Origin of the sequence: Paenibacillus sp. FSL R5-0519, from assembly GCF_037974275.1 — a bacterium.
Taxonomy (GTDB): Bacteria; Bacillota; Bacilli; order Paenibacillales; family Paenibacillaceae; genus Paenibacillus.
Window position 1 is genome coordinate 4133780 of sequence record NZ_CP150234.1, and the last position, 19159, is coordinate 4152938.

General features: G+C 44.6%; 21 protein-coding genes. All 21 read right to left on the bottom strand.

Annotation, left to right across the window (positions count from 1 at the left end; translation table 11 throughout):
• Nucleotides 1-9: 9 nt before the first annotated feature.
• Nucleotides 10-1419: a FapA family protein gene (locus MKY73_RS18525; RefSeq protein WP_339241614.1), complete on the bottom strand. Its 1410-nt coding sequence runs from the start codon at nucleotides 1417-1419 to the stop codon at nucleotides 10-12.
• A 62-nt stretch (nucleotides 1420-1481) separates the two neighbouring features.
• Nucleotides 1482-2270, bottom strand: a complete 789-nt coding sequence (locus MKY73_RS18530; RefSeq protein WP_339241613.1) for a FliA/WhiG family RNA polymerase sigma factor — start codon at nucleotides 2268-2270, stop codon at nucleotides 1482-1484.
• A gap of 15 nt (nucleotides 2271-2285) precedes the next feature.
• Complete coding sequence (locus MKY73_RS18535; RefSeq protein WP_339302977.1) at nucleotides 2286-2729, bottom strand: hypothetical protein; 444 nt, start codon at nucleotides 2727-2729, stop codon at nucleotides 2286-2288.
• 4 nt (nucleotides 2730-2733) lie between these two features.
• Complete coding sequence (locus MKY73_RS18540) at nucleotides 2734-3231, bottom strand: chemotaxis protein CheD (RefSeq protein WP_017689162.1); 498 nt, start codon at nucleotides 3229-3231, stop codon at nucleotides 2734-2736.
• On the bottom strand, nucleotides 3224-3844 hold the full coding sequence (locus tag MKY73_RS18545; RefSeq protein WP_338594906.1) for a chemotaxis protein CheC: 621 nt from the start codon (nucleotides 3842-3844) through the stop codon (nucleotides 3224-3226). The genes MKY73_RS18540 and MKY73_RS18545 overlap by 8 nt, the downstream gene beginning before the upstream one ends.
• 10 nt (nucleotides 3845-3854) lie before the next feature.
• Complete coding sequence (locus tag MKY73_RS18550) at nucleotides 3855-4316, bottom strand: chemotaxis protein CheW (protein WP_145318865.1); 462 nt, start codon at nucleotides 4314-4316, stop codon at nucleotides 3855-3857.
• A gap of 41 nt (nucleotides 4317-4357) precedes the next feature.
• The gene (locus tag MKY73_RS18555) at nucleotides 4358-6430 is read right to left on the bottom strand and encodes a chemotaxis protein CheA (protein ID WP_339302978.1); all 2073 of its coding nucleotides are present in this window, start codon (nucleotides 6428-6430) and stop codon (nucleotides 4358-4360) included.
• A gap of 32 nt (nucleotides 6431-6462) precedes the next feature.
• The gene (locus MKY73_RS18560; RefSeq protein ID WP_339302979.1) at nucleotides 6463-7899 is read right to left on the bottom strand and encodes a chemotaxis response regulator protein-glutamate methylesterase; all 1437 of its coding nucleotides are present in this window, start codon (nucleotides 7897-7899) and stop codon (nucleotides 6463-6465) included.
• 32 nt (nucleotides 7900-7931) lie between these two features.
• Entirely contained in the window at nucleotides 7932-8819 is an 888-nt protein-coding gene (locus tag MKY73_RS18565; RefSeq protein WP_339302980.1) for a MinD/ParA family protein, read from the bottom strand.
• Nucleotides 8816-10168 (bottom strand): flagellar biosynthesis protein FlhF, encoded by a 1353-nt coding sequence (gene flhF / locus MKY73_RS18570; RefSeq protein WP_339302981.1) that lies wholly within the window; start codon nucleotides 10166-10168, stop codon nucleotides 8816-8818. The genes MKY73_RS18565 and flhF overlap by 4 nt, the downstream gene beginning before the upstream one ends.
• Complete coding sequence (gene flhA, locus MKY73_RS18575; protein WP_339302982.1) at nucleotides 10165-12198, bottom strand: flagellar biosynthesis protein FlhA; 2034 nt, start codon at nucleotides 12196-12198, stop codon at nucleotides 10165-10167. The genes flhF and flhA overlap by 4 nt, the downstream gene beginning before the upstream one ends.
• 25 nt (nucleotides 12199-12223) lie before the next feature.
• Entirely contained in the window at nucleotides 12224-13333 is a 1110-nt protein-coding gene (gene flhB, locus MKY73_RS18580; protein ID WP_339241598.1) for a flagellar biosynthesis protein FlhB, read from the bottom strand.
• Nucleotides 13330-14118, bottom strand: coding sequence for a flagellar biosynthetic protein FliR (gene fliR, locus MKY73_RS18585; protein WP_339241596.1), 789 nt, complete (start codon nucleotides 14116-14118; stop codon nucleotides 13330-13332). Before fliR ends, flhB begins: the two co-directional genes overlap by 4 nt.
• Before the next feature lie 10 nt (nucleotides 14119-14128).
• Nucleotides 14129-14398 (bottom strand): flagellar biosynthesis protein FliQ, encoded by a 270-nt coding sequence (gene fliQ, locus MKY73_RS18590; RefSeq protein WP_047842485.1) that lies wholly within the window; start codon nucleotides 14396-14398, stop codon nucleotides 14129-14131.
• 25 nt (nucleotides 14399-14423) lie between these two features.
• Nucleotides 14424-15179, bottom strand: a complete 756-nt coding sequence (fliP, locus tag MKY73_RS18595) for a flagellar type III secretion system pore protein FliP (RefSeq protein ID WP_315936325.1) — start codon at nucleotides 15177-15179, stop codon at nucleotides 14424-14426.
• Nucleotides 15176-15712 carry a flagellar biosynthetic protein FliO gene (locus MKY73_RS18600; RefSeq protein WP_339308659.1) on the bottom strand — a complete coding sequence of 179 codons (537 nt, stop codon included), beginning with the start codon at nucleotides 15710-15712 and terminating at the stop codon, nucleotides 15176-15178. Before MKY73_RS18600 ends, fliP begins: the two co-directional genes overlap by 4 nt.
• A gap of 11 nt (nucleotides 15713-15723) precedes the next feature.
• A complete protein-coding gene (locus MKY73_RS18605) occupies nucleotides 15724-16089 on the bottom strand; it encodes a response regulator (RefSeq protein ID WP_017689175.1) in 366 nt (121 codons plus the stop codon).
• A 28-nt stretch (nucleotides 16090-16117) separates the two neighbouring features.
• Nucleotides 16118-17392 (bottom strand): flagellar motor switch phosphatase FliY, encoded by a 1275-nt coding sequence (gene fliY / locus MKY73_RS18610; protein ID WP_339241591.1) that lies wholly within the window; start codon nucleotides 17390-17392, stop codon nucleotides 16118-16120.
• Nucleotides 17382-18380 (bottom strand): flagellar motor switch protein FliM, encoded by a 999-nt coding sequence (gene fliM, locus MKY73_RS18615; protein ID WP_253433786.1) that lies wholly within the window; start codon nucleotides 18378-18380, stop codon nucleotides 17382-17384. Before fliM ends, fliY begins: the two co-directional genes overlap by 11 nt.
• Before the next feature lie 40 nt (nucleotides 18381-18420).
• Complete coding sequence (locus MKY73_RS18620) at nucleotides 18421-18879, bottom strand: flagellar basal body-associated FliL family protein (protein ID WP_339241590.1); 459 nt, start codon at nucleotides 18877-18879, stop codon at nucleotides 18421-18423.
• Nucleotides 18879-19100 carry a flagellar FlbD family protein gene (locus MKY73_RS18625; RefSeq protein WP_076208897.1) on the bottom strand — a complete coding sequence of 74 codons (222 nt, stop codon included), beginning with the start codon at nucleotides 19098-19100 and terminating at the stop codon, nucleotides 18879-18881. Before MKY73_RS18625 ends, MKY73_RS18620 begins: the two co-directional genes overlap by 1 nt.
• Between the last annotated feature and the right edge of the window lie 59 nt (nucleotides 19101-19159).

Sequence of the window (19159 nt, forward strand, 5' to 3'; positions counted from 1 at the left end):
ATGCTGTACTTAAACGTATGGAACCATCGTAATATCGCCATCATGATAATAAAATGAAATTCGACTCACTGGATCTTTAATAAATTTCGTGTATCTGCCGATAACTATTTTAGAGCCTCCATAAATCATCTTCAGAATATCAACACGAGCCTTACTTGTATCTTCAAGTGCCTTTTCAATTTCAAAGATACGCATTTTCGTTTCTTCGCTAATCCGAAGAGCAGATTTCTGCGTAGCATTCAGCTTGATTCGCATCGACATCTTATCCGGACTTAATTGTCCAGCGGCAGCTAACTGGTCTAGCAAAGTCAGAGCCTTCTTCGTTTTGTCCAAGGAGTCCATCTGTTCTCTGGCTTCCTTGCGCAGATCATTCAGTTCGTTACGCAGCCTTGGCAGAACACCCACTTCAATGGAAGTGACCGTCGACATACTGTTACCTACAACACGAGCTGATACATTCTGACCTGCCTGAATTGAACCACCAACGATTAGACCTTTAGTTCCTGCACAGATGACACCATGGCCAGCACGAATATTGGAATGCATTATGCTCTGGGAAACCAGAACATCTTCACCAGCATCCACGTTGCCTTCTTGAATAAACGTACATTTAACATTATGGCCTGCTTGTACAAGTCCTTTGTTATACCCAATAATACCACCGGTAATCTCGATTGAGCCGCCTGCTTCCAGTTCCGCTCCTTCGACACCTCCGACGACACGAATGTCACCTGCTGCTTTTACTTTAAATCCGGTAAGTACATTGCCGCGTATGACAACCGTGCCTACAAAGTCGATATTACCGTTATTGTAGTCAACGTCACCATTGACTTCATAGACCGGGAACACATTCAGTTTGTTACCGTCCGTTTTGGTAACCAGCCCATCCAGTGCAGCATACATTGCAGAACCATCCGGGTTAATCACAACGTTTTTTCCAACTTTAAACCGAGCTTCTTTTCCCGGACGATAAGGAATCTCCTCACCCGTTACTGCCCTGCCTGGTATGCCCTCGCAAGGAGCGATTCGCTCTGCAATGATCTGACCACTACGGACATTGTTTAACCGGGTCACTTCTTTGTAATCGACGGTTCCATCTTCCGATTCAAGCGGTCGTCGTTCGTTTGTATCGTCCATCCCAACCAGAATTTTGATGAATCCATCTGTTCCCTGGATAGGAGCGATCCCTTCGGCAATCTTATATTTATCTTTTAAATAGGTTTCAGGGTTACTCACAAAAAGTAGTAATGCCTCCCGCAATACACCTTGTTTGATGCCCTTGTTCGCCACGAATTGTTCGAGTTCATCGATCGTGCAGGCAAAGCCCTCTTCCTCTTTGGAAAATTCAAGGTAGGCTATGCATTTGTCGTCCGATAAAACAATGTTTAAACATTGTTCCAAAGCAGTCCGCTGTGTCACTGCAGTTCTTCCCCCTTTTTGACTTTCCACTCCCCAAACTCCAATTATATTACTTATCTCTATTAATCTTTACGCATCAACAAATCTTTCTGTTTGTCCAATGTGCCGCGTAGTCGTAATATTGCCTTGGAATGTAACTGAGATATACGAGACGGAGAAAGAGACATGACTTCCGCAATTTCACTAAGAGAAAGATCTTCGTAATACAAGAGTGATACAACCGTTCTCTCTTTTACCGTCAATTTGTCAAGCCCTTGCACCAAAGCTTCCTTCAAATAAAATTCATTCACTTTATAATCCGGATTTTTAGCTTTTTCATCCACCATCAAAGACAGACGAGTCTCAGACTCTTCTTCACGAATGGGGTCCTCCAGCGAGCAAAGTGACATGACTGCCACTTCCTGCAGCATATGTTGAAAATCTTTGGTAGACACGTCCAGATACTGACTCATTTCCTCATCACTAACGGACCTCAGATAGCTTTGTTCCAGCTGTTGGTAGGCGTCTTCAATACGCTTGGCCTTCTCTCGAACAGAACGCGGAACCCAATCACCTTGACGCAGACCGTCAAGAATGGCTCCGCGGACTCTCCATGATGCATACGTTTCAAATTGCAAACCACGTTCATAGTCGAATTTCTCCAAAGCATCGATTAACCCCATAACGCCGTTACTCTCCAAGTCATCCTTGGGAACATTTTTGGGCAAACCAACAGCCAGTCGACCGGATACATAATTTACAATGTGAAGATACTTTTCAATCAAAGCTTTCTTGGCTTCAAGATCTCCATGTTCTTTCCACTTTTCCCACAGATCAGAATGGTTCAAATGTGAAGCTTTACGCTCGTTCAATTGCTTTCACCCTCCTTATTTGTCTGTCAGGTGACGAACGGCCTGCGCCAATTCCTCCGGATCCTTGGTCCGGACAAGTTTAGGCGGATCCAAAGGAGCGAATCCCGTTGGAGCTTTCGTCTCAGATGGCGGAAGATCGTCCCCAGATGAAGCGTTCTGTCCACTCTTGAGCAAATCATTCAGCTCTTGTCCATCGTCTTCGATTTTAATGTCCACCTGTGAACCTCTTTGATCTTGAGCATTTGGTGAATCATAACCATATCCATTCCCCTCGACCTGAGGGTTCAGCAGCAATCCCAATCCCCAGCGTAAACCGTATGCAAGGATAAACCAGGCTACGAATCCGATCAATCCGCGAATTAAACTGGTCATCAACACATTGCTGCTGTATGCTACAAAAAAAGTAATAATAAACCCAACGATGCCTGCTCCAAGATTAATGCGGTAGTTTCCTATCATAGTCTTATAATTCCTTTACACCCATTTGTACACTTCGAATAGTCAAAAGTCCAGTTTCACAATCCATTTCAATTGTTCGTCCATAATTTCCACCGGTATCTTCTGCAAGAAGAGGGATATTGAGTTTTTGAAGCCACTCTCGACAAGAATCTGCATTACGTGGTCCAATGCGCATGGTATCTCCAGCCCCGGCAAAGGCAAACATCTGAGAGCCTCCGGCCATTTTAGACACAATACGTGAGTGAGAAGCGCCTAGTTTTATCATCTTTTCCAAAAGCTCAGGCAACGCCGTATCCGCATATTTCGCAGTGTTCAGTTTCCCTTCGCGTGCGATCTCTGAAGTAGGAAGCATGACATGCGCCATTCCAGCCAGCTTCAAATGTGGGTCATACATTGTTAATCCCACACACGAACCCAAGCCAGTCGTGCGGATTACACCGGGAAGATGAGCGATGTTTAGATCCGCCATACCGACTTTAACGACGCTTTTGTCCTCAATCATGGCTCAGTGGCACCCCTAGCGATTCAAATATCTTTGCAAAGGATGGTGGGTCCGGAATGAGGAAAAACTGACCCTCAACCTGATCTTCACCTTCAAAGAAAGATGTGTCAATCAGCAATGCAGCGTCACCCATCTCGCCAAACTGCAACAAACCATAGCTTAGAATGGCACCCGCCATGTCGATGGCAAGTCCAGGAACGGTTGGATACATGGACAATTTCGTGAAATCTGCCAAAGAAGAAAGATAGGATCCAGCCAATATATTTCCAATCTCGGAAAGCGCTGATTGCTCCATATCTGTAAAAGCAAGTCCTTCTTTCAAATCAAACCCGGCGAGTCTATTCAACAACATTTTAGCAGCCTCTGGTGTCATCATAAAGAAAAGATTTCCCGGTGCTTCCCCTTCCACACGAAGAAAAACGGTAACAACGATGCGTTCATCTCCGCCCACTTTTTCGGCAACTTCTTCAAAAGGGAGCATTTGTACTTTAGGTACACCCATGTCAATCGGTCTGTTGAGGAGTTGAGACAACGCCGTTGCGGCGTTGCCTGCTCCAATGTTACCGACCTCTTTGAGCACATCCATCTGGAATACCTCAAATCGGTTGAACATCTCCACGGTACTAGCCCTCAACACTTTCCAGCTGTACAATCTCGCTTTTATTTAATACTTCGTTCAAGTTAAGCATAATCAACAGGCGTGAATCTTCCAATTTAGCAACACCTCGCAGGTATCTCGCTTTAACGCCGCCAACCACTTCTGGTGGACTATCGATCGCACTGCTCTTGATATCAATAACATCATTAGCAGAATCTACGATGAAGCCAACTTGCATGTCGTCAACACCTACGATAACAATACGAGTCTGATCCGTGTATTCTGATTCCGGAAGGGAGAAACGACCGCGCAGATCAATGACCGGAATAACAACGCCGCGTAGATTGATTACTCCTTTTACAAAGGAAAGTGTCTTGGGAACACGGGTAATTGGCATCATGCGCTCAATCGTCTGAACTTTATCTACCTCAATACCATACTCTTCGGAACCCAATTTAAAGACGATGACTTTCAACTCTTCTTCCATGTAAAAAACCTCCCTATTAAATGTAAGACTTCGCTCTATGCTTATTTAATAAATGCATTAGGATCAAGAATCAGGGCTACTTGTCCATCTCCGAGAATGGTTGCTCCAGAGATTCCTTCAATAGCAGGAAGATAGGTTCCCATTGATTTGAGAACAATCTCACTTTGTCCAATGAATTCTTCAACAGCTACGGCTGCAAGACGGTCACCTTTGCGAATCACGACAATTTCTGTTTCCTGCTCATCAGCGTCATTGAAGTCGGGTACGGAGAAAACTTCGCTCAAGGACAAGTACGGAATCAGCGACTCACGGAACGTAATCATTTTATTGCCGTGAATATTACGAACTTGTTCCCGTTGTACAATGGCCGTCTCTACAATGGAGGATAACGGAACAGCGTATTTCTCAGAACCAAGTCGTACCAGCATTGCCGCGATAATGGATAGAGTCAACGGAAGCTGAACAGAGAAGTTAGTACCTTTGCCTGGAGTTGAATGAATCGTTACATTACCACCAAGCGAAGTGATCTTCGATTTTACTACATCCAAGCCAACGCCCCGGCCAGAGATATCCGAGATAATATCCGCAGTACTGAAACCAGGTGCGAACAACAGTTGATTCACTTCATCATCACTCATCTTGGCACCTTGTTCTTCAGTTACAACACCACGTTTGATCGCGGTTTTCAAAAGCTTGTCGCGATAGATACCTTTACCATCATCTTCGATTTCAATAAACACGTGATTTCCACTGTGGAAAGCACGCAGGTTTACTGTACCCATCTCTGGTTTACCTGCAGCTACACGCTCTGCAATGGATTCCACACCATGGTCAACCGCGTTACGCAGTAAATGCACAAGCGGATCACCAATCTCATCAATTACCGTACGGTCCAATTCGGTCTCAGCACCCGTAATAACCAAATCGATTTTTTTGTCAAGTGTCTTGGCCAGATCACGGATCATACGCGGGAATCGGTTAAATACGGTATCTACCGGTACCATCCGCAATTTCAGTACAATATTTTGCAAATCTGTGCTAACTCGACTTAAATGTGCAACTGTATCGGATAAATCATTGTTACCTGTCTCACTGGCCAATTGCTCCAGACGTGAACGGTCAATCAACAATTCACTGAACAGGTTCATCAATACGTCGAGACGTTCAATATCCACACGAATGGTACGTGAAGGTGCAGCAGCTTGCTTCGGCGCAGCAGTTTTGGCTGGTGCCGTTTTGGATTCTTCTGCAGGTGCAGAATTGTTATCCGGCGAAGCAACTTCAGCTACAGCTGTTGGTGCGGGTGGCGCTTCAACTGTAGCTGCTACCTGATTAGCCATCTGCTGAAGAGTCTCCTGATCCAGTTGAATCAGCTTTGCACTTTCAATTTCAGAGATACTCATGATGCCTTCTTCCAGTTCGTGCGCCTCTTTAGTTGTTATGTAATACAACGAGAAACTGCGCTCAAACTTCTCTTGCTCAATATCCTGAACGGAAGGGTAAGCCTTTACGACTTCACCTGAACGTTCCAGCATATCAAAGACCATGTAAGCCCGTACACCTTTTAACTGGCTATGCTCGCTAACGAGTACATCCACATAGAACACACGATGACCTTCGGCAATCGACTGATCCAGCACCGAATATTGGAATTCATCCAGCTCCACAGCCGAAGCAATTGAAGCGTCAGCTGGCTTTTTTGTTTCCGTAGCAGATGCATCTCCATTTGTCATTTCACCGTTTTCAATGGCCTGAAGCGAAGCAACGATTGACGAAACATCAGCTTTACCTTGTCCACCTTCGGTAATATCCTGAACCATCGTTTCCAAAGCGTCGAGACTCTTAAACATGGTGTCAAAAATGTAATCCTGCATTTTTAACTTCTCATTACGAACCAGATCCAACACATTTTCCATTTTATGTGTCAGTGATGCCAAATCTTCAAAGCCCATGGTTGCTGCCATACCCTTTAAGGTATGAGCAGAGCGGAATATAACCTGAACTATACCCAGATCTTCTGGATTGCCTTCAAGTTGAAGCATGTTTTCGTTAAGCGATTGCAGATGATCATTAGACTCATCAATAAACATGGATAAATATTGGTTCATGTCCATTGTGAGGCACCTCCTCCGTGAGTTACACTCCGTTATTTCACTGCTTGAACAAGTTTAGACGCAATCTCCTGCAGTGGCAAAAGATGACGAACGCATTGCAGCTCTACAGCAGAACGCGGCATACCATATACAACACATGTTTCTTCATTCTCGGCAAAGGTTGATGTAACTCCAGCTTCGTATAATTTCTTCATCATACGTGCTCCATCACTTCCCATTCCTGTCAGCAAAACAAGATGCCTTTGTAAAGATGTAAACGGCAGAAGTGACTCAAACATCGTATCCACTGAAGGTCTATGTCCATTCACTGGTTGATCTTCAGTCAACTTCACGATAAACTTCCCGTCTGCTGTTTTGTTAACTTTCACATGGAATCCGCCGGGTGCTATATAGGCGGTACCTTTTTTCAGGACCATGCCTTCTTCAGCTTCAACCACATGCAGTGGACTGAATGTATTCAATCGTTGAGCCAAAGAACGTGTGAAATTGGGCGGCATATGCTGCACAATAATGACCGGTGCAGGCAAATCAGCAGGCAACTGCTCGAGCAATGTCTTGAGAGCCCTCGGTCCCCCCGTGGAACAACCTATTGCCACAAGCTTGTTGAATGTTCCTTCCGGTCCCCCTGCACCTTTAGGGACAGGATTTGGCTTGATTACATCCTTGGTTTTTGCAGAGGCTGCTGCTATTTGATCAGCTGCCAGTCTAGCTGCATTAGGTAGCCGAACTTCCTTCGGAGTCTGCACTGGATTAGCTGACTTCACTACTCTCTCTACATTCGTCTCCAAAGTCCGCTCTGCTTTCGGCAAAGGTTCCGTTTTTTTCTCCGAGCGGCCTGGTTTCGAAGGTGATAATGGCTCAATAGGTTTCTTGGATTTGGCCTGAAAGACGTCAGTCCGCTCTTGAAGAGAGCGTTGACTCGTCTTCGCAGGTTCAATTATTTTTTTCGCAGGCTCTACTCGATCTTTGCCTGGCATTTCTTTGTCTACCTGCTGAGCTGAAGGGACAACTGTTGCTCGCGAAATCTCTCTATTTTTCAACGATAACTCACGATCAGCTTTTCGCTTGATCTCATTCATCGCAGCACGCATGCGCTCAACCAAGGCCTTACCGACTTGAGCAATATCCTGGTCATGTGAAATAGATGGTTTCCGAATGAAGTCGAATGCTCCGGCTTCAAGCGCCATAATGGTTTCTTTCATGCCTTGTTCATTGATACCTGAGAGCATAATCACAGGAACGAAGGATTCCTTCATAATTGATTTTAATGCATCCAACCCATTCATTTCGGGCATCTCAACGTCCATTGTAATAATATCGGGTTTCAATTCCAATGATTTTTGAATCGCTTCTCTACCGTTTGATGCCGTTGCCGTGACCTTGAATTCCGGATCCGCTTGGATCAAATCCGTAACAATCTTACGCATAAAAGCGGAATCATCGACAACCAATACTTGATAGACCGCCATGTTGTGTCACCCCTGTTTCCTTTTTTCAGAAATCATGTTGTCCGTTTAAGCCACTTATTCATAAATCCCCTGATTCCTGTCAAGGTTCCGGATCCCGGAGTTGCAGGTACAGCCAGATAACGAAGAGCAAGTTTCTCTATATCTTTGGAGGCTTTGGCATTGGGATAAGCCAGACTATAGGGCATTTGCCTTTTAACCGCCTTGACTACCTGGGCGTCTTCCGAAATATACCCAAGCAGCGGAATATCCGTCTGCAAAAACCGCCTTGCCACTCCAGCTATTTTATCTGCCACCCGTTCCGCTTCTCGTTCGTCCTCCACCCGATTAACGATCATCCGAAAGGGCGTAGCATTTTCCTGGCCGTGCATAACTTTGACTAAAGCATAAGCATCGGTTATTGAAGTCGGTTCAGGTGTGGTTATAATCAGGCATTCATCGGCAGCACCGATGAACTTCATATTCTCCCTGGAGAGTCCTGCCCCAGTGTCGAAGATGACATAATCCATTTCCTGGGCAATATCCTCCACTTGACTGGCGAAGAACTCCAGATCACGATCAGACAATGAGAATAACTCTTTCATGCCTGATCCACCAGCAATGTAAGGCAAGCCGCTGGCACCCAGTTGTATGATCTCCCTTATAGATTTTTGTCGGTATAACAGGTGATAAAGATTATAGGAAGAAGACGTACCCATAAGAACATCAATATTAGCCATTCCAATATCGGCATCAAACACAAGTACCTTTTTCCCCAAAGCCTGCAGTACCAAGGCAAAGTTCAGTGTGAAATTGGATTTCCCAACACCTCCCTTACCACTCGCCACAGTAATGATTTTCGAGGATCGAGTATCTCGCTGAATGCCTTCCAATTCCAATCGCGTGGAGATCATACTTCGAAGTGCTGCTGCCTGATCCTTCATTGTGACCCTTCTCCCAGCAACTGTTTAGACAACGAATCTGCATTCGGCTTCAACAAATCGTCCGGAACATTTTGTCCATTAGCCACATATGCGAGCTTGAGTGGAAAACGGTGTAACAAATTAAATAGCGGACCGCAACTCCCAGTCTCATCCATTTTGGTGAAAATCACCTTATCCAGGCCATATTTACTGAAATGTTCCGTAATCTGAACCATATCAGCGCTTTTGGAAGTCATACTCATGACCAGAAAGGTTTCGCTATTCTCTACCGGAGCAAGCAAACTTTGCAGTTCCGAAACAAGCAATTCATTTCTGTAGTTTCTACCTGCTGTATCCATAAAAATCAAGTCACAATTCTCTAGTCGAGAAATGGCACGTTGTGTATCCCCGGGCGATTGCACCACCTCAAGTGGAACATTCAGTATAGATGCATATGTTCTAAGCTGTTCTACCGCCGAGATCCGATACGTATCTGATGTAATGAATCCAACTTTACGATGTTTTTTGAACATTTGCTCAGCAGCCAATTTTGCGATTGTCGTTGTTTTTCCTACACCTGTTGGTCCAGCAACATAGACGATTCGAGTGGTAGGAAGGATGCCTTCTTCAATACGCTGCTCCAAAAAGTGCATGACCTCAAGCTTTACCGCTTGTTCTACATCCTGTTTCTTCAATTCATCCTCAGACAATCTTGCTTGAATTGAATCGAACCAGGCTTCCCATACTTCTGGCCAAACATCTTGTTCTGTCAGACGTTCTCGGATCGGTTGCAGTTCCTCTGTCAGAGGGTCGGCGGAAGTACCTTGCTTAGAAAGCCTGGTCACCATCTGTTTAAGATCCTGCAATTCAGTCATCAACTTATCCTGCTGCAGGTCTGATCCTGTTGGCTTCGTCGCAGTTGTTGAACCCGAAAAATCCGCCCCTTGCGGTCGCGGTTTATGATCCGTGCTCGAAGAACCTGAACCGCTGTCTATGTCTGAACTGATATTACGCGATTCAAACACAGACGACGCGGCCGCAGATTGTTCCTGTACACTTTGATCAGCTGTATTCGTTGTCGCTGACTCATCAGAAGCCGCAACAAACGAACGTGCTGTTTGCCGATAAGCCTCAGGTACAAATGCACGAGGTACAGGTGTGAATTGATTTTGTACGGGCTTTGTCGTTTGCTTGTTTTCTTCCTTATCCACTGCAGCTACAACTTCGATCCGTTTTTTGCGAAACATTCCCATCACCCCGCCCACCTTAATCTCTTTGGTGGACAGAATGACGGCATCACTTCCCAGGTCTTTGCGAATTTGAAGCATAGCTTCGGGCATGGTCTCAACAACGTATTGTTTTACTCTCATAAGTTCACCACCCCGATACTTTGAATTTCAACATTCGGCTCCAATTCGCTGTAGGAAAGCACAGGAATGTCCTGCATAGTACGTTCAATAACCTGACGCAGATACATCCGAATGGTTGGAGAAGTTAATACAACAGGTTGTTGACCTGATTGAATCAAACGGTTCACTTGTTCACTCAGCTTCTGATACACACTTTGTGTAGAAACAGGATCTAGCGCAAGATAGCTACCTTGATCCGATTGTTGCACACTTTCAGCAATTTTCTTCTCGAGACCAGGTCCAACGGTGATCACCCGAAGTGTCTCACCTTTCTGTGAGAATTGCTGAGTAATCTGACGTGAGAGGGATTGTCTGACGTACTCAGTTAACACATCAGGGTCCTTCGTATATGTACCATAGTCAGCTAGTGTCTCGAAGATGGTAACCATATCACGAATGGATATTTTCTCACGCAATAACTTGGCAAGTACTTTCTGCACATCACCAATAGAAAGCAGTGAAGGAATCAGTTCATCCACCAGGGCAGAATAGTTCTCTCTGAGATTATCCACAAGGGCTTTCGTTTCTTGTCTTCCAAGTAACTCATGTGCATGCTTTTTGATCAATTCCGTCAGATGTGTAGCGACAACGGAAGGCGGGTCTACGACCGTATATCCTGCAAGTTCCGCTCTGTCTTTGGTTACTTCATCAATCCATAGTGCCGGAAGTCCAAAAGCAGGCTCTGTCGTTTCAATACCTGTCACTGACTCCTCATCATAACCTGGACTCATGGCAAGGTAGTGATTCAACAACAGCTCTCCGCCACCTACCACATTACCCTTGATTTTGATCACATACTCATTGGGTCTGAGCTGGATATTATCTCGAATCCGTATAACCGGAACAACCAACCCCAGTTCAAGAGCACACTGCCTCCGAATCATAATGATCCGATCCAACAAGTCCCCACCCTGCTGATTATCAGCAAGCGGGATTAAACCATAACCAAATTCAAACTCAATAGGGTCCACCTGAAGCAGGTTAATTACACTTTCAGGACTTCTGACCTCTTCAATCTGCTGTTCTTCTTCCAACTGTTCTTCCGCTTCCTGTTTCAAGTTCAAATTATTCTGCATGCGCCACGCGGCATATGCCAACACACCTGCCAACGGAAGCGTAGTAATAACATGAATTGGCGTAAAGAAACCGAGCATGGCAATAACGAAAGCTACGATATAAATAAGTATTGGATATGTAAACAGTTGCCCCGTAATATCATCTGCCAAGTTTCCTTCTGATGACGCTCTGGTGACAATAAGTCCTGCTGCTGTGGAAATAAGCAGAGCAGGGATTTGGCTTACCAATCCATCTCCAATAGTCAATACAGAGTACGTTGACATTGCATCTGCGAAAGCCATCCCATGTACAGTCATACCGATAATAAATCCACCGATAAGATTGATCAGGAGGATGATAATACTTGCAATTGCGTCACCTTTTACAAATTTACTTGCTCCATCCATCGCTCCATAGAAATCGGCTTCACGTTCAATCTTGGAACGACGCTCACGAGCTTGTTGCTCGTTGATCAGACCTGCATTCAGATCCGCATCAATACTCATTTGTTTACCAGGCATCGCATCGAGAGTGAATCGAGCAGCAACTTCAGCCACGCGCTCAGAACCCTTGGTAATAACGATAAACTGAACGACAACGAGGATCAAAAACACGATAAATCCAATTGCAATTTGCCCTCCAGCAATCCAGCTACCAAAGGTAGCAACTACAGCTCCTGCATCACCATTACCAAGGATCAACTTGGTTGTGGAAATGTTCAGTGCCAGTCGGAATAGTGTAGTGATCAGCAGCAAAGCCGGAAAAATAGAAAACTGCAATGCTTCTTTGCTGTTCATGGCAACAAGGAGTATCATCAGTGCAATTGAAATATTGACGACGAGTAGCAAGTCCAACAGCCAGGGCGGGATCGGGAGAATCATCATCAACACAATGCCAATGATACCCGCAAGGACAGCTATATCTTTAATTTTCAATGAATGTACGGCCTCCGATCCCCTTTTATTTCGTTCTGCCCTTTAGTTTATATACATAAGCTAGCACTTCGGCTACCGCTTGGAACAAATCGGCCGGTATGGCGTCACCAATCTCGGCTCTCTGGAACAACGCCCGTGCTAACGGCTTGTTTTCCATCGTAATAACACCGTTTTCTTTGGCAATTTCCTTGATTCGCAAGGCAACATAATCCTGACCTTTGGCAATAATCTGTGGTGCCTCCATCTCGGAACCTTCATACTTTAATGCAACCGCAAAGTGAGTTGGGTTCGTAATGATTACATCCGCATTCGGTACTTCCTGCATCATACGCTGCATAGCCATACGACGCTGACGTTCCCGGATTTTACCTTTGATCAGCGGGTCACCCTCCATTTTTTTGTACTCATCCTTAATGTCCTGCTTGGACATACGGATCTTCTTCTCATGATCATATTTCTGATACATGTAATCAAAGATCGCAAGTACCAACAGAGCTACCGCAATCTTGACTCCAAGACTTAAAGTAATTGAAGCAGCAAAATGTAAAATGGCATCCATTGAAAAATGAGAAAGTGAAGCAATATCGGACTGGTAACTTGTGATTGTGCTATACACAAGATAACCAATGATGGTCATCTTCAAAATGGATTTAGCAAATTCGACCAACGAACGAAGAGAAAAAATATTTTTGAATCCCTTAATCGGATTCAACTTCTCCAGCTTCGGCTTTAAACCTTCACCTACAAGTAGAAAACCTACCTGCATGTAGTTAACGATCAGAGCAACTAATGCTACACCAAGCAGAACAGGAGCAAGCAACAACATCACTTCTATACCGTATCGCATCATAAGCGACATTACATTTTCATCAGTGACTTCCATGCTCAACCGATTGATGAAGATATCCGTGAAGAGTCGAACCGTACGCTCCTTGTAAAAATCACTGAAAACCATCATGATTAAAAAGGTAAACAGGAGAATCGAGGCACCTGATATCTCCATGCTTTTGACAACCTGTCCCTTTTTACGTGTATCCTGTCTCTTTTTTGGGGTAGCTTTCTCCGTCTTTTCCCCTGAAAACAACTGGAGGTCGAGTTGAAGTTTCATTCGAATCTTGTCCTCCGTTTCACTCATCCCGGCCTTTGCCCAATGGTCCCAAGCAATTTTTCCATGGATCTGAACATCACTTCGAACAATTGACCAAATACAAAGGCGAAGCTGGGAACCAGCAAAAGCAAAATAGCAAGCCCGACGAGCACTTTAAGCGGCATTCCGACAGCAAACACATTAAATTGAGGAGCTGTTTTTGCCAAAAATCCTAATCCTACATCCGTTAAAAACAACGCAACTACCATAGGTGCAGCCATCTGAAACGCAAGCATAAACGATTCACCTAGCGTACGAATCAAAAATTCAGCAATACTTCCATCGGCCAGCCTTATGAAAAATACATTCGACAACGGGATCCAGCGATAACTGTATACAAGGGCATCCAGGAGATAATGATGTCCATTCATGGTTAAGAATAAAAGCACTGCGAATGCATATTTGAAGTTACCTGTAAGCGGTGCTGAAGCACCTGTCATTGGATCATATACGTTCGCAATACCAAAACCAATTTGTATATCAATAAAAGCACCTGCTGTCTGTACAGCTGTCATCAATAGATACGCAACAAATCCCAAAAGCAAACCTATTAGAATCTCTCTGATGATGAGCAAAATATAACTCAGATCCGTGGGTACTGTCTGGTTTATGCCATATGTCATATATACGGTCAATGTGACAAAAGCAGAGAGTCCAATTTTAACTGAAGCTGGTACATTTCGAGCCGAAAAAACCGGCGCAGTTACAAAAAATGATGTGATTCGACAAAACATAAGCAGAGCGACAGGGAAACTTTGCAATAATGTCTCCATCTGCTAAAGCCTACCCTATGTATCTGTATAGATTATCGAGAATGTTAAACGTAAAATCGACCAAGATATTCAAAATCCAAGGTCCAAACAAAAGTACCGCCAAAAGTACGGCAACAATCTTTGGCACGAAAGCTAATGTTTGTTCCTGAATTTGGGTTGTCGCTTGAAAAATACTGATTGCAAGTCCTACAACCAGAGCTAGTATAAGCATGGGTGCACTGGCCAGCAATGACGTGTATACCGCTTTCCCGGCCAGACCGATAATAAATTCCGAAGTCATGACCGTCCTCCTTTAACTTTCCGGATCAAGTGTTAAAACTCAGTAACAGTGACTTGACAACCAGATACCATCCGTCCACAAGGACAAAGAGCAGTATTTTGAAAGGTAATGAGATCATGACCGGCGGAAGCATCATCATGCCCATTGCCATGAGTGTACTCGCAACAACAATGTCTATAACCAGAAACGGAATAAAAATCATAAATCCCATCTGGAATGCTGTCTTCAACTCACTGATTACATATGCCGGCACCATAACAGTAATTGGGATATCCTGATAAGTCTTGGGTTGTTCAGTCTGATTGTACTTCATAAACAGCAGAAGATCTTTTTCTCTGGTGTGACTAAACATAAATTTCTTTATCGGATCCGCTGCTTTTTCAAGTGCCTCGGTTTGGGTAAGATCTCCCTGGAGATAGGGCTGAAGCGCTACCTGATTTATGGAAGACAACGTTGGCGACATAATGAAAAGTGTCAGAAATAGCGCCAAACCGACCAGCACCTGATTGGGTGGCATTTGTTGTGTCCCCAAAGATGTACGTACAAAACCTAGTACAATCACAATCCGAGTAAAACTGGTCATCAGCACAAGCATGGCCGGAGCAATACTAAGCACCGTAATTAACAGTATAATGGACAGTGAACTCGTGCTTGGTGTCCCTCCATCTCCGTTCCCAATCTGAATATCAATATTCGGAATAGGTTCGGCAAAGGCAACCGTTACAGATGCCAGACTGATAAGTCCTAATAAACAACACGCTAACCAAATCTTTTTCTTCATGAATCCCTCGACCGATCTGTAGTATTGTCTTTATCCAGGAGCTTTTCCATCTTCTCTTTACGGTTAGGCATCTGCCGAAGTTTGGATTCAAACATTTCGTGAAAAGAAGTTGTGTCCTCTAGTTCCATTTCCCTCGGCGGTTCTTCTCTACGGAAACGTTTTGTGAGCTTGGCAATGAGAGGTGAGAGATTCCCTTGTTGTGAAGCAGCATCCCGTTCGAAGGAATCAATGATTCTTTGCGCCTCTTCCAGGTCCGAAACCTTGTCTATCAACTGGATGTCTTCACCTACACCAAGCAGATATACAACGCCACCAATTTCCATAATTTGCAGCGACTTGTTTTGCCCCAGTCCAACCCCGCCCAGGGTACGAATCGTGCCATGACGTAACCACTGCTGATTCCGTTTGTTTAAGAACCGGATCAGATAGAAAATAAGGGCCAGGATGACGGCCAGGACAACAATCACCCATACAAGCTGTAAATAATAATTGGTTCCCGCGCCAGCTCCTCCTGGTATATCACCCTGAGCCATCATCATGTCTCTTAAACGCCCAGTGTCTTGCTAATCGCTTCGATAACCCGATCAGATTGGAACGGTTTAACGATAAAGTCTTTGGCACCTGCTTGAATAGCGTCGATTACCATTGCTTGTTGACCCATGGCAGAGCACATAATCACTTTAGCGTTAGCATCAATCTTCTTGATTTCTTTCAAAGCTGCAATGCCATCCATCTCAGGCATCGTAATATCCATTGTGATCAGATCCGGACGAAGCTCTTTAAATTTCTCAATGGCTTGTGAACCATCCTGTGCCTCACCAACAACCTCATATCCATTTTTGGACAAAATGTCCCGGATCATCATTCTCATAAATGCAGCGTCGTCTACGACTAAAATTCGGTTTGCCATCTTGATTCAAGTCCTCCCTAAATTGTGCTTATTGTAATTTCTGAATTCGGTCCCATTGGCTAACGATATCTATAACACGAACACCAAAGTTTTCGTCGATAACGACAACTTCTCCCTTGGCGATCAGTTTGTTATTCACCAAAATATCGACAGGTTCCCCGGCTAACTTATCCAGTTCGACAATCGAACCCTGTGACAGTTCCAAAATATCTTTAATTTGCTTCTGGGTCCTTCCTAATTCTACGGTGACTTTAAGGGGAATGTCCATCAATAAATTCAAATTGTTTTCGTCTACCTGACCATACGCCCCATTTTGTAAATTGGCGAATTGAACTGGTTGTACGTTAACATTCCTATTTGGCATTCCACCATAATGTTGAGGTGCACCGTAAGGTTGCTGCGGTGGCATGCCATACGGCTGCTGTGGCGGCATTCCTTGCGGCATCCCCATCGGAGTCTGTCCATATCCGTTATAGTCCTGAACAGGCTGCTGAGGAGCCTGTGGGGGCTGCTGGTGTTGAACGGGCGGCTGCTCAGCCACTGGTGGTGGCGTTGCGGGTACGGGTGCTGGTGCAGGTTCAGGTGTTGATGCCACTGGTGCGCTGGCAGTTGACTCCTGAGCACCTCCAATCAACATATCTACCATGTTTTTGGCAAAATGCACTGGAAGCAACTGCATCAGATTGGAATCAATCAGATCCCCGATTAACAAACGAAATGAAACTTGGATAAGAGTCTCATCTGCCGGGAGATTACTTACACCTTCTCCACTCTCCAAGTTGAGAATATCGATTCCCGGAGGAGAAATATTCACAAAACGATTAAAAATCGTGGACATTGAAGTTGCAGATGAACCCATCATCTGGTTCATTGCTTCCTGTACTGCACTAATATGGATTTCGTTCAGTTCTTCATCGACCGGATTTCCTTCGCCACCCAGCATCAAATCAGCGATGACTTGAGCATCTCTCTTCTTGATAACAAGCGAGTTAATGCCTTCAAATCCATCCACGTAATTCACATGAACGGCAACATGCGGCTTGGGAAAGGCTTCTTCAAACTGCGTTCGACTAATAATAGAAACTTTAGGTGTTGTAATATCTACTTTGAGGCCCAATAGCGTGGATAAGGCTGTTGCCGCGCTACCAAATGTAATGTTACCAATCTCCCCCAAGGCATCCTGCTCCAGCTCGGTCAAAAAATCATCAACCGTCTTTTCAGCGGGCTCCGAGCTGTTTATCGACTCCGATTGCCTGAGCAAAGCATCGATTTCTTCTTGGGATAAATAATCCTTACTCGTCAAATTCTTCAACTCCTTCGGTGACAATCTCGTCTATTTGCACAGCCACACGGTCCTTGATTGTCCCCGGACTGCCCATGTATTTCAGTTTGTCACCCACTTTAATGGAAAGTCCCTCATCCACTGGTTTGTTCAACGTAATGACATCACCAACGGACAGACCCAGAAATTCTGCAATTGAAATTCTGGATTCTCCCAATTCCGCAACGATGGGTAATTTGGCTTTGTTCACACGCTCTCTTAAAGCATCATATTCTTCCGGAGCTCTGGTTTTCTTCTCCGAAACAAACCACTGATGGGTGGACAACCGTGACATAATAGGTTCAAGAACGACATGCGGTATACATAGATTGATCATGCCTGTCGTGTCACCAATTTTGGTACTGAGCGAGATCAGAGCAATCGTTTCATTGGGAGATACAATTTGCATAAATTGAGGATTCGTCTCGAGCGCTTCCATCCTTGGAGAAATATCCAACACGGTCTTCCATGCTTCCTGCAAACTTTCAAATGCACGGCTGAATATTCGCTCCATGATGGTCGTTTCAATCTCCGTCATCGATGCAATCTTTGTCGGAGCGCTCCCGGTTCCACCAAGCAGGCGATCCAACATCGCATATCCCACGTTCGGATGGACTTCCATCACCATTCGTCCCTGTAGTGGCTCCGCTTCAAAAATGTTCAATATCGTCATCTTAGGAATAGAACGGATAAACTCATCATAAGGCAACTGTTCGACCTGAACGACATTGATTTGAACGAACGTCCGCAGTTGGGCTGAAAAATAAGTGGTGAGAAAGCGTGCAAAGTTTTCATGAATACGAGTCAAGCTTCTGATATGGTCTTTGGAAAAACGCACTGCCCGCTTAAAATCGTACGATCTGATTTTCTTCTGAGTTTCTTCCTTCTTCAATTCTTCCGCATCCATCTCACCAGAAGAAAGGGCTGCTAATAGGGCGTCAATCTCATTTTGTGATAATACATCCACCATGTTCTCACCCCCTTACAGGTCTACAGCGTGTTCTGTTCATTTACATTGGCGCCATTACAAAAGCTGAAAAACTGGTGCTGCTCAACTTACCTTCAGGTAAAGCTTCATTAATTAGTCCCGTCAATCTCTCATTAAATTGTACTCGACCCTTCGCTGTAGCCAGCTCCTCAGACTTTGTATCCGCAAACGTCTGAATGATAATAGGCTTCACTGTAATTTCTTTTATTTTCTCAAAATCTTCTTTGGCTGTTTTGTCTGACAACTTGAATGAGAAGCTGACAACTACAACATGATCCGTATCAGCCAAGTTGGTTTTAATTTCTCCAAGCTCAGAGGAAACCTCTACAATCTCATCCGCAGTCATCTTCTTTTCTGAAGCTGCTGCCGTATGTGTGTCGTCCTTATTCCCGTTCTGTCCTTGCATAAATACAAACACAACCACCACAATGAGTGTTATTGCAAGCAACATGGTTGCAAGCCAGGGCATCATTTTTTTCATCAGGATTCCTCCGTTTGCTGCACTTTAATAGTGGCTGCCTGAACCCCGATTTCACGGTTGTAATCTTTAATCTTGGAAATAACGTCATCGGCTTTTTCAAGCACAATCAGTCTCTTTCCAGTTACCAGAGTAATATACGTATCAGGCGTCTCTTCCACTATTTCAACCATCAGCGCATTTAACCACATGGGAGAACCATTTAACCGCGTAACCGAAATCATGCTAAGCCCCCTTGATCAGAGTGGGAGGAGCACGCTCCCCCACATTTTAAAAAATTCAT